The 12090-nt window shown below is 39.7% G+C and carries 12 protein-coding genes; 4 read left to right on the forward strand and 8 right to left on the reverse strand.

Annotated features, from left to right (window positions below; genetic code table 11):
* The first annotated feature begins 54 nt into the window (after window positions 1-54).
* Window positions 55-516, forward strand: coding sequence for a hypothetical protein (locus tag BR73_RS0101425; protein WP_033164099.1), 462 nt, complete (start codon window positions 55-57; stop codon window positions 514-516).
* A 68-nt stretch (window positions 517-584) separates the two neighbouring features.
* Here the strand turns inward: BR73_RS0101425 and BR73_RS0101430 are convergent, their stop codons facing one another.
* Genes BR73_RS0101430 through BR73_RS0101440 form a run of 3 tightly spaced genes read right to left on the reverse strand, consistent with a single transcriptional unit; the run spans window position 585 to window position 2944 of the window.
* Window positions 585-1007, reverse strand: coding sequence for a DUF1934 domain-containing protein (locus BR73_RS0101430; RefSeq protein ID WP_033164100.1), 423 nt, complete (start codon window positions 1005-1007; stop codon window positions 585-587).
* Window positions 1008-1038: 31 nt separating this feature from the next.
* Window positions 1039-1869 (reverse strand): glutamate racemase, encoded by an 831-nt coding sequence (gene murI, locus BR73_RS0101435; RefSeq protein WP_033164101.1) that lies wholly within the window; start codon window positions 1867-1869, stop codon window positions 1039-1041.
* Entirely contained in the window at window positions 1859-2944 is a 1086-nt protein-coding gene (locus BR73_RS0101440; protein ID WP_051684894.1) for a D-alanine--D-alanine ligase family protein, read from the reverse strand. Before BR73_RS0101440 ends, murI begins: the two co-directional genes overlap by 11 nt.
* 298 nt (window positions 2945-3242) lie before the next feature.
* Between BR73_RS0101440 and spoIIR the strand changes: the two genes are divergently transcribed.
* The 3 genes from spoIIR (at window position 3243) to BR73_RS0101455 (ending at window position 5565) form a co-directional block, all read left to right on the forward strand.
* Window positions 3243-3986 carry a stage II sporulation protein R gene (spoIIR, locus tag BR73_RS0101445; protein WP_051684895.1) on the forward strand — a complete coding sequence of 248 codons (744 nt, stop codon included), beginning with the start codon at window positions 3243-3245 and terminating at the stop codon, window positions 3984-3986.
* A gap of 65 nt (window positions 3987-4051) precedes the next feature.
* Window positions 4052-4930, forward strand: coding sequence for a 4-(cytidine 5'-diphospho)-2-C-methyl-D-erythritol kinase (gene ispE / locus BR73_RS0101450; RefSeq protein WP_033164102.1), 879 nt, complete (start codon window positions 4052-4054; stop codon window positions 4928-4930).
* Between the two features lie 62 nt (window positions 4931-4992).
* Entirely contained in the window at window positions 4993-5565 is a 573-nt protein-coding gene (locus tag BR73_RS0101455; protein ID WP_033164103.1) for a hypothetical protein, read from the forward strand.
* Between the two features lie 180 nt (window positions 5566-5745).
* Here BR73_RS0101455 and BR73_RS0101460 read toward each other — a convergent pair whose 3' ends face one another.
* The 5 genes from BR73_RS0101460 to BR73_RS0101480 form a co-directional block, all read right to left on the reverse strand.
* Complete coding sequence (locus tag BR73_RS0101460; protein WP_051684896.1) at window positions 5746-7314, reverse strand: SPOCS domain-containing protein; 1569 nt, start codon at window positions 7312-7314, stop codon at window positions 5746-5748.
* A 152-nt stretch (window positions 7315-7466) separates the two neighbouring features.
* Window positions 7467-7712, reverse strand: coding sequence for a Veg family protein (locus tag BR73_RS0101465; RefSeq protein ID WP_242860605.1), 246 nt, complete (start codon window positions 7710-7712; stop codon window positions 7467-7469).
* Window positions 7713-8232: 520 nt separating this feature from the next.
* A complete protein-coding gene (locus BR73_RS0101470) occupies window positions 8233-8694 on the reverse strand; it encodes a protease complex subunit PrcB family protein (RefSeq protein WP_242860606.1) in 462 nt (153 codons plus the stop codon).
* A 224-nt stretch (window positions 8695-8918) separates the two neighbouring features.
* Window positions 8919-10364 (reverse strand): PEGA domain-containing protein, encoded by a 1446-nt coding sequence (locus tag BR73_RS0101475; protein WP_033164104.1) that lies wholly within the window; start codon window positions 10362-10364, stop codon window positions 8919-8921.
* Between the two features lie 375 nt (window positions 10365-10739).
* Window positions 10740-11816 carry a hypothetical protein gene (locus tag BR73_RS0101480; RefSeq protein WP_033164105.1) on the reverse strand — a complete coding sequence of 359 codons (1077 nt, stop codon included), beginning with the start codon at window positions 11814-11816 and terminating at the stop codon, window positions 10740-10742.
* Window positions 11817-12090 lie beyond the last annotated feature (274 nt).

Genomic DNA, 12090 nt, shown 5'->3' on the forward strand with positions numbered 1-12090 from the left:
AAAAATTAATGATAAAATAAATCCATTGCAAATTCTGGGGAAGGAGGTAGAAAGTTGAGTCCCGGTATTATTGTATTGATAGTAGTTCTGGTTGTTGTTCTTGGTGCTCTTATCGGTCTGTCCATTTATGGAAGAAAGCTTCAGAAAAGATCTGAAGAAAGTCAGGCTCAGATGAAAGCCGGCGCACAGTCAGTTTCTATTTTAGTAATAGATAAAAAGCGAATGAAGTTAACGGAGGCCGATCTGCCAAAGATAGTAATCGATCAGACACCGAAATATCTGCGCCGTTCTAAGGTCCCCATTGTAAAAGCAAAAATCGGACCAAAGATTATGAATTTAATGTGCGACGATAAGATTTTTGATCTTATCCCCGTTAAAAAAGAAGTAAAAGCCGTAATGAACGGTATTTACATTATGGATGTAAAAGGCTTACGCACAAATCTTGATGTAAAGCCTGAAAAGCAAAAACTTTTTGCAAGAATCAAAGGCAAAATTACAAAGAATAACAAAGCTTAAAATCAAACAGCCGCCTACCCTTGATATTACAGGTAAAACGGCTGTTTTTATTTCTTATTTACTGCTGTTTATTTTCTCGAGGTTATCTTTATCTGTATCTGACAGTCACCGATAAAGGCATAATTTATATCCAGTCCATAATTTATCTCTAACGTCAATTTATCCTCTTCCTCTGCTACCTGTATCCTGCCGGTATGAATGCCTATTTGCAGATCGCCATAAGGAGTGTTGTAGAAAGTGGTATTCTTCCTGCCTACTTCAAATATCATATGGACATTGCTGGCACCTCTTTTTATAATATCAATCTGTTCATTTCCTACCTTAACAGTACAACTGGTCACTCCGTCGGTGCCCTCTATTACTTCATCATAGCAAATGTAATGTTTGTCGTTTTTGTTATAGTACTGACCCACGGATATTACTTCAATGGGCTCGTCCCTGTCTACCTCGTATTGAAGTCCGGATATGGAAACCAATACATCTTTCTTCATGCAATCCTCCCTATCACGCCTTGCTTTCAGGCTATAAATATGTTGTCAGAGCATCCGCAAAGCTTTCAATATTCACATCTTCAGTTTCAACTACGTCACAGGGAAGTATGGTATTGGCAAACCTTTTGAATTTATCCGCACCGTCACTTACATAGAATTTATGCTCACAGGCAGGTCCGTTATTTTCTATTCCTGCCTGCATCAGCACCTGCTTTAACTCTATGGCTGTTTCATAAGCAGGATTAACCAATGTTACGTCATTTCCTACTATTGATCCGATTATATTACGTATAAGAGGATAGTGGGTGCACCCTAATACCAGAGTGTCTATATTCAGTTCAAGGAGACTGCTGATATATCTCTTTGCCACCTCCACTGTCAAAGGATCTGTAAGCCAGCCTTCTTCCACAAGAGGAACAAAGAGGGGACAGGCCTTTCCGTATACCCGTACATCCGGATTCAGTTCTTTTATATATGTGTTATATATTCCGCTGTTGATGGTGCCTTCTGTACCTATTACTCCGATATTTCCATTCTTTGTAGCTTCAGAAGCCACCTTGGCACCAGGTTTTACCACTCCGATTACAGGTATTGAGACCTCTCTTGCAACCACCTCAAGTGCAAGTGCACTGGCCGTGTTACAGGCGATAACAATGGCCTTTACGTCTTTTGTCTGAAGGAATTTGATTATTTGTCTTGAGTAAGTAATAATAGTCTTTTGTGATTTGCTTCCATATGGAACCCTTGCAGTATCTCCAAAATAGATTATCGTTTCTCCCGGTATCTGTCTCATGATCTCCCTGGCTACCGTTAATCCCCCGATTCCGGAATCAAAAACACCGATAGGTGCATTACAAGACATCGCTCTCTCCTCCTGCTTCTGCTGCTCTGGCAAAGGCAAGCTGCAATAATTTTTCTATCAACTGGGGCTTTCCGATTCCTTTAGCCTCCCATAGCATGGGATACATGCTGATGGATGTAAAACCTGGCATGGTATTGATTTCGTTAAAGATTACTTCTCCGGTAATTCTATCGACGAAGAAATCCACTCTGGATAAACCATGTCCGTCCACTGCTCTAAAAATCTTTATAGCATAGTCCCGAATTGTATCAGCTGCGCCTGCGGGCAGTTCAGGAGAGATAATTGTCTTAGATTCTGCATTGTTGTATTTGGCATCATAATCGTAGAACTGTGCTGCAGCTACGATTTCGCCTACACCGGATGCCCTGGATTCATTACCTCCAAGTACGGCGCATTCGATTTCGCGTCCATTAATGGTTTCCTCTACCAGTATCTTTCTGTCATGCTCTGCAGCAAGTTTTAAGCCTGCTATCAGTTCATCTCTGGACTCTGCCTTAGAGATACCTCTGGAGGAGCCGGAGTTTGAGGGTTTTATAAAAACAGGGTAAGGAATCGCTGCTTCAATTCTTTTAATGGTATCCTCCATGCTGTTTAGGTCTTTCCTTGTAACAGCCACATATTTTGCCTGTCTGATGCCCAGCGTATCCACGATGATTTTTGTATATAATTTATCCATGGAAACGGAGGAAGCCAAAACTCCGCATCCAACATAAGGTATCTTAGCCAGTTCTAAGAGTCCCTGAATGGTACCGTCTTCTCCGCATAATCCGTGAAGAACAGGAAATACCACATCTACTTTTATTTTTTCTGCTTTGTCACCGTTTAAAATCAACACGGACTTAAGTGAAGCATCCGGTAACAGAACTGCGGTTTCTGTATTTTTAATCCAGGTACCTGAAGTAATTTCATCCACATTGTTTACTTTCAGCCATTTTCCTTCTTTGGTAATTCCTATAATGAGAATACGGTATAAATCCGCATTGATATGTTTAATTACGGTAGTAGCGGAAACGCAAGAAACCTCATGCTCAGTAGACTGCCCGCCAAACAAGACTGCAACTGTTTTTTTACTCATACTGATATCCTTCCTTTAATATCCTGATGTTTGCTTTCGAAGCCTATATCTCTATATCTTATCCTTAAAATTCTATTTTATGATTGTGATTTTCTTTGAATTTATACCGCTGTATGTGCAAATAATACCAGGCAAAACTTTGAGCCTGATATTTCTATTTTATACATATAGCTTTTTTTATTTTACTCTTTCTTTTTATAAATCGCAAGGATTTTATTCTTTTTACCTCTTTTGTTTAATTTTGGATTATCCGTACATACTTAAAATAATTATAAATATCTAAAGGAGGTCCGGGAACTTGTCCAGAATAAAAATCCATATTTATCAATTCCTGCATCGGCATAAATTTTCAGAAAACAGAGGTCCTTTACATAAGAAATTCCAATCCGTTGACCGAAAGCTGATCCTTAAATTAAGCGCCTGCCTGTCTCTTTGCTTACTCTGCCTCTTATATTCCATTAAGGTTATACATGCAGATCCTTATGAGAGCAAGGCTGCCATGCAAAAGGATATTGCGTCCCAGATTATTCGCTTTCATGTGATAGCCAACAGCGATTCTGCGGAAGACCAGGCTCTGAAGCTGAAGGTCAAATCAGCCCTGACAGAAGCCCTGAGACCCAAGCTGTCAAGCCTGACGGATGTTAATGAAGCAAGGCGTGTCATTGAAGAGAATCTGGCGGCTCTGGAAGCTCTGTCAGAAGATATAATACAGGAGAATGGGTATCAGTATACGGTTACAGCTTCTTTGGAAACTGGTTACTTTCCTATTAAAATTTATGGAGACCTTACTCTGCCGCCGGGACAGTACGAGGCTCTGCGTGTTGAAATTGGAGAAGCAAAAGGGCAGAATTGGTGGTGCATCATGTTCCCGCCTCTCTGTTTTGTGGATGCTACCTACAGCGTGGTACCCAAAGAATCCAAAGAACAGTTAAAGCATGTACTGACAGAAGACGAATACGAAGCCGTCTTTTCTTCGAAAAAAGCAGATGTCCGGGTGAAGTTCAAACTTTTTGAATTAATAAAAGATTATCTGTCAAATTAGAGTAAAACTTGCATAACGCTTTCTCTAAGATTATAATAAAGACATTAACTTACAGAGGAGTATCCATGAATTCCATCAAGCTGAAAGCATATGCAAAAATAAATCTTGGCCTGGATGTGGTGCGAAAAAGGGAGGACGGTTATCATGAAGTTCGTATGATTATGCAGACCATCGGCCTATATGACAAGGTATCCATATTACGGACCAACAATACTTCCATAACCGTTAAGACGAATCTTCCATACCTGCCTACAGATGAAAATAATCTGGTATATAAAGCCGCCGCTCTAATAAAAAAGAATTATGGTATTACCCAGGGTGTTCATATTATATTGGATAAGAAAATCCCTGTAGCAGCGGGTCTCGCTGGCGGAAGCAGCGATGCCGCTGCTGTTCTTTACGGATTAAACCGCCTGTTTCATCTAAATCTGTCAAAGGAGGAATTGTCACAACTGGGCTTGCAGTTAGGTGCCGATGTTCCTTATTGCCTCTTACGGGGAACGGCTCTTTCCGAGGGTATCGGTGAAATACTGACCCCTGTCCCTCCCTTTCCTTCCTGTCATATACTTATTGTTAAGCCCGGAATTAACGTATCGACTAAACATGTTTATGAACACCTTAAGCTGGAGGAGGATACCCTTCACCCGAACATCGATGCTATTCTTGCCGCTATAAATAAGAAGGATCTAAAAGCTGCCGTCAGCCACTTTGGTAATGTGCTGGAATCCGTTACCATAAAAGAATATCCTGTAATCGGCCAGATCAAAGAAGAACTTACAGCCTTTGGAGCCATCGTAGCCATGATGAGCGGCAGCGGTCCTACGGTGTTTGGATTATTCGACAACAGAGAAAAAGCAGAAAAGGCTTTCTATCAGTTAAAAGCTGAGAAATCCTATAAACAGGTATTTTTAACCGGTCTTTACCAGCCAGGTCTTAAGTTTTAGCCCTCTTTATCCGATATGGTCAATGTAGACTTATTGACATTGCCATACATGGAGGTATGAAGATGAATGTAAATGGAATTACAGCGGCTGCTTATGCACCGACGGCAAAAACCACCGGGAAAACTTCCGGCGCTTCACAAAAAAGCAGCTCTGCACCTGCTGCAGTATATGAAAAATCCACAGAAGTTACTGCAACTCCTGCCAAAAGCGATACCGCTGTGGTAGAATCTCTTAAAGCAGAAGCTGAGAAAAGAACATCACAATTAAGAAGCCTGGTTGAGAAGATGATGCTTTCCCAGGGAAAAGCTTTTGATTCAGATGCTATGTGGAATTTCTTAAGAAGCGGAGAATATACCGTAGACGAAGCAACAGCTAATCAGGCAAAAGCTGACATCGCAGAAGACGGTTATTGGGGAGTTGAACAAACCTCCGATCGTTTAGTATCTTTTGCAAAAGCCTTAGCAGGCAGTGACCCGGCAAAAGCGGAGAATATGATAAACGCTGTGAAGACTGGTTATGAACAGGCAACCAAAGCCTGGGGCGGTGAGCTTCCTGAAATCTGTCAGAAAACCCTGGATGCCACTTTAAAGAAGCTGGATGAGTGGAAATCCTCCACCACCGAATCTGCAAAGTAACTTTTCTTACATACATAAGCCTGTACTTACAGGCAAACTAATCAAGTTCCATGGCTATTTTTCAAAAACAGAAAAAAGCCATGGAACACTTTTTTATTCTAATCCCATTAGGGTCATTACCTGCATAACATTGCATTGACTCTGCTCCGAACATGCCGGTGCTGCTGAGAGCTGAAGAAATTACAGGATTCTGTCCACTCTCTTTGTGATTAACAGTTTATCACCGGGTTTTATATATTCATCCTCTAAATCATTCAGTTCTTTGAGTTTATCCACCGTACTGTAATATTTCTTGGCAATACTCCACAAAGTATCCTCATTCTTTACAATATACCCTACCATACTGGGCATACCCTTTAACTTCTCATAGTCCAGATCATATTCCTGCACATCTGCTATGATAGGCTCTGTGAGAGCATTGAATACAATGGTACTCAGTCCTATTCCTGCCTTAACCTCCATCTCCTCACCGTCAAGTACCATAACACTTAACTGTTCCAGGGAAGGTTTTATGCGGTAAATACTTTCTGTATTAACTCCTCTGGCTTCAACTGTCTGGTTAAAGGGGATTACACCTTTAATGGAATTCAGAGGTTTGCTATCATCCGGGCAGATATACAGAACCTGAATATCAATGACGCCACCTACTAAAAGACCGCTGTCCGTAACTTCGATATCATCTACCTTAATATCTCCGGAAGCATGACAGATCTGCAGAATCTCCGGCTGGCCGGGAGCTAACCGGATTCTGTCATTGACTCTTACTTTACTGTTATTTTTGACCAGAAGGCTTTCATAATGGGCTTCCTTCATTACCGGAACCAAATCCTTATAAGGAGAGTAAACATCGCTTAAGAGCTCCAGTTCTTCTTCCTCATACATTTTGATAGCCATATCAATTACGACTTCTACGTCAACGATTCTTTCCTCCCCGTCAGCATCGGGTACAACTTCCAAATTAACGCCTGATATGGTGAAAGTAATATTATCTATCATATCTTCAGAACAGCCGTTGCAATCCACAGTGGCAGAGAAAGGTATTTCCGTTTCATAATATTCAACAGGATTGTCTTCACTTTCACCTGCGTAAATAATAAAAACAATTAATTCCCCTTTTACTGTAAACTTATCCTCCAGTAATCTTACTTCTACATTACGAAGTTCAACCTCGCTATAGAGTATCTCTGATATATTCCCTTTATTAGAAGGCAAATGTATCTGGTCCTTTACCCTGTATGTATCCCTCTTATCCACGGCGACATCAGTGACAGTAATACTCTTGTTCCTGAACTGGATATCTCCATCACTCTCGATTCCTACAGCCGTTGCTTCATCATAAAGATCTTCCACCAGCACTGTCAGGCATACAATGGCTTTAACACTTAGCTTTCTGGAATTGATCAACCCGGTGGTCATATCCTCCAGCTCCCAGTGAACCACTGCATCGTCTCCGGCGCAGGCATCTTCTAAGTGAATCAATTCGTCAAAAGTAACTTCTCCTGCCATATTATGTAAGGGTCTTGCGTTTTCGTCACTGAGATAAAGGACATTAAAATGCAGTGAGCCGTTAACCATGAGCTTACCATTTGACATTTTAACATCATTGATTTTTACTGTGCCCTGTTCTTTAATAATTTTATAAATGTCAGGCTTTACATCCGGCACATTAAAGTCATCATCCAGGGTAAGCTGAAGGCTGGTTTGACATTTTAATTTATTCATATGAACATTTTTCTTTATCAGTTCCACAAAAATATCCCTCCTTGTCTTATACCATATAATATTCGTAAGAAGTAATATTTATGAATAAAGAATTGGTCCTGTGCCAAGAAATAAAAAAAGGGAGAGTGTCCCGGGGTCTTATGACCTCCGGAACATCCTCCCAGCTTGTCTATATCAAATTAGCACAACATCATCTGTACATCTTTTGTTAATACATCTGCATAGCTAAAAGATAATGTTTTAAAAGTTTCAGCTGATCCATCTTCAATCTTCACCAGAAATATGCTTGGATAGGTTTCAGTTATTATGCCTTCTGTTATGTCAATCTTATTTCTTCCCCTGTTAGCTTTTATCCTGACTCTGCTTCCTATGTGACTGATAACTTCTCTGCGAACTTTGCTTACATCTGCTTGTTTCATCATCATTACAGCCTCCTTATGGGTATGCCATTTTATATTAAGGGTTTTTATACAAACCAATAACTCGGAACATAAGTAAACACATAACTATCTTATTATATCAAATTTTTTGATAAATGTCAAATAATTTTCTGACAATTCAGTACTTTTTACCTACTTGTTTATATAAAAAATAATAAATTATACTTTTAAAAGTCACTATATCTTGTCATTTTTTTACTTATGCGTTCTAGTATACCCATTTTTTCCAAAAAAATGCATGTATAGCAAGATTTTTTTAAATAATTATTTATGCAAATTATACTATAGTCATTGTGCAAATGATGGAGGTTTCACTTTTCGCTTTTGGTTAGAACTTACCAGGTCGTATAATAATGCTCCTTATGGAATTCTGTTTCAAGATTAATCTTGAGTATGAATAATATCATGGACATGAATTTAAAAGACTGTAACGAAGCGCACTTTATATACCGGTTATTTGCCTGACATATAAAATACAGCCTGCTACAGTCTTTCATTCTTACTATTATTTATATTTAGGTGTCTTATCAACAAATTCAGTCTTTATTACTACGTATGGATATGTAAGTGCATTGGTAACCTGCTCATTTTCACCAGGTCCCACCAGATTGGTGTCTACAACTATTGCATCCTCTGTTAAATATACTTCGTTTACAGTAATACTGTAACCGCCGGTAGGCTGTTCACCATACCCCACTACTATGTACAGATTTTCCACATCAGAATAGGATAACCTGAAAGGTTCCTTTTTCTTTTCGTTAATCATCTTCATTAAAGGTTCCGGTACATCGGCATCCTCTACCACTGTAAATTCAAGATCTTTAATCTTCTTACCACCTGTATCCTGTGTACTGCAGCCTGAAAACAGCAGGGAAACTCCCGCTATGATAAATATGAACAGACCGGATAGGTACCTTCTGCTGCCAAGACATCTTCTGACAGCAGTGAGATGTTTGCTTGCTTTCACATTACCCTCCATTATAGGCATTGGAATAAAAATATTATCTTTTACTCTAAGCCTCCTCATAGAATCTACTTACAGTATTTTATGCTGAAAAGTGAGATATATTACTGATAATGAGCTGCAAATCCTAAAAGTGGCAATTAAAAAAGTGGTAATTAAAATGTAAGAGCGTTCCAAAACTTTTATTAAGTTCCGAAACGCTCTGTGCAAATCACCATTAACTTATACTAATTGGATGCTTCCATCGCAGGGAAATTAAGTTTAACATCTTCACCGTCATCTTTTACTTCCACGGTATAGGTTTTCGTATTATAACCCGACTGAATAAGGGTGATATACTGCTGTCCTGTTGTTTTCGGATAACTTACAGGAGCTATTCCTTTGAATTCCCCGTTTACATATACTGACGCTCCTTCCGGACTTTGGATATAAACATACTTCTTAGAGGTTCCTCCTGTATTCCCGGAATTATTGGTGTTGTTACCATTGTTATTCGTATTGTCAGTATCCGTAGAGGTTCCGTTATTCCCTGAATCTGTACTGCTATTGTCTCCGCCTGAGCTGGAACCGTCTTCCTCTTCTCCTGCTGGATTCTGTTCTCCAGCTGTGCTCTCTTCACTGCTGTTGTCTGCGGCAGCCAGCTTGATATAGAGCTCCTTTTCTTCTTCCTGTACATCTATGATCCCGCTATATTCTTTATATCCTCCTAAGGTTGCCTTTATACTGTGTTTTCCATATTCTAACTCAATGGCTTCCGTGTAGGAGACTTCTTTTCCGTCAACATACAGATCCGCACCTTCCGGAGATACATGAAGAGTCACCATAGCAGACTGAACAGGTGGCAGCTTGAACTCTCCCATATTGACCTCAACCTCCTCCTCAGGCAGAACCTGTACGGTTTTGGTACCGGTCAATCTTCCTTTTTCCAGTGTAACCTCGTAGTCCCCTTCTCTTACAGTAACAACCATATCTTCTTCTACTGCCAGAACCGCCCGCTTTCCGATATAAGCCGTTCCTCCGATAAAGTCCTCATAATCAGTAAATTTAAGTGTTCCATGACCTTTTGTTACGATAATAGAATAAATCTTTTTTTCATAACCTACTGCCAACAGTTCATCGGCAGTATCAAGCTCCTCTAAAGTCAGTTCCTCTCCGTCTCTGGTAATCAATAGATAATCTGCATATTGATAGAATTTGTCTGCAATGCGGATGCTTCCATCTTCCCCATCCAACCCCCAGTTAGATATCCCCTGGTATCTCCATGCCTTATCCCAAATCTGAAGGCTAACAATTTCGGAAGTCTCCTTATTATAGGTTGCCTCAACTATTTCTCCGACTTTTAACTTCTCTGCCGTAACATTCTTACCATATTTATCCATTGTCAATGAACTATCTGTAAACATCAGGTTTATATCTTGTCCATCACTAATGCCTCTTAAGGTATATTTCCCGCTGTTAACATCTTTCCCGGCTATAATGGCAGGAATTACGGTTCTTTCACCTTCCGGCTGCTGTACTGTATTACCATCCTCCCCATTGTCTTTGCTTTCCACCGGGCTTTTTGGCAGCAGAGACGTCAGACTTATGATTAATATGAGAAGAAACCCTCCTATTAACAGGTATAAAAAGGTATTATTCTTTTGTTTTCTCTTAATTGTCCTTTTTTCTTCCAATGTAATTCCTCACTGACTTTAACAGTCTGCTTTCTCTTTATGAGTCCAAGTTCTATTCTGTTAAAATGAGCTTAATTTAATTTTACCGCTTCCAGCTATAAAAAAGCTGTTATTTAGCATTTTTATGTTTGAAAGCGGTAATAAATAATTCAGCTTACTTTAAACTTATATTGCACATATAGTTTATATAATTACAATTAATTCCGTTACAGGTAACAATGAACTTTGCATGGATGTACGGAATGTTTTAGTAAAACAGGCAGCACAGATACGTAAAAACACCTAGACCGTTTGGTGAATTTATGTCTTGCTGCACTTATTATAAAACATAAAAAAACAAAACTCAAGGATTACAAGCGGTTTTGCCTTAGTGCTTTAGTTCAGGGTACCATGGAGGCAGTCAAGAAATCTCTTTCTGCCTTCTAATTGCTCCCAGGTTCCAATAAGCTTCTGGATGTTTCTCTGTGGCACCCAGGATTTTTTACCATTATAATAAAAGTTGGTTATTTTCCAGAACTTTTCAGGATAGAGGAGCAATATGTATAGAAGCTTTCTCTCATCCCTGTCAAGGGGTTGTATATCTGTATAGGTATTTAATATCATACTTCCAATATCAATATCCCAGTCATTTTTCTCAAGGCATTTACGAATATAAAAATACAAATCCGTACATTGTACCCCAATACAGGATTTATCAAAATTAGTCGTGGCCATCTCTGCCCGCGTCCTGTTCTTGATACCCGCAGCCGATATCAGATCTCTGCGAGGGGAGGAGGGTTTTAAACCGGATGAAAACTGCGCTGTATTTACCATGATAACATTATGATAGGTGTAATTGCCATGGCAGACATAACGGTGTTCCTTGGCTTCCTCCATTAATTTACTGTAATTGCTGTCTATAAGGAGCCTTGTAGCTTCCTGAGCCTGCTCATAAAATTCATCATAACAATTGATATAGCATACTTCAAATTCATTTTTCTTTTTCTTTTCCCTGATATAACTTCTGACCCGCTTCAACTCCCGGTTTCTTTTATCAAAAAGCTCCAGGAGATCCGGTCCGGTATTTTTTGCAATCTGCTCCTCATTCAGAGGAACTTCCCTGAGCAGTCCGTGGAGCAACGCTAAGTTGGCGGCACCATTTGCTATGTCCGACTCATTCCTGAGATTACATTCATCTCCCGGAAACCAGTTCTTTAAGATGTACTTACTCCCAGCACCGTCCTCTGTTATAATCTCACCGGCATTATTGCGCATATATAAATCCACATAAGGGTAGTCGTTTAAATACTCCAGCAGGGTATACTCAAATTCCACCCTGTTTTTAGAACTTTCCAAGCTTTTCAACAGCTTGAGTCCCTTATCCGTCTCTGCTATAAATGCCCCCCTGATTCTGTATGTGTTATAAATCTTTATATTATATTGTCTAAATACTTCCAGATTTCTATCCTCCATAGGAAAGCCTCCTGACTCAAACTATTGCACCGCTCATAGGTGTCTCTTTTAATCCTATGATATAACGCAGGTTTTCATGACAGGAATCCTAAGGATTCTAAGAATATTTTACAGGGCTTTTTACTTTTGGTTCAACGAATTTTAGAGAATCTGAATATAATACTTTAAACTATCCTGTTATGAATTATGAATAGCTGGCTCCCCGGGGCAAGGCAGAACATTTGGTGCCCGCAGCTTGCCACGGGTCTTTACGTAACTGTGGGTTTTTTAAAAG

This window comes from Clostridium sp. KNHs205 (assembly GCF_000702945.1).
In the GTDB taxonomy this organism is placed as follows: Bacteria; Bacillota; Clostridia; order Lachnospirales; family Lachnospiraceae; genus Anaerocolumna.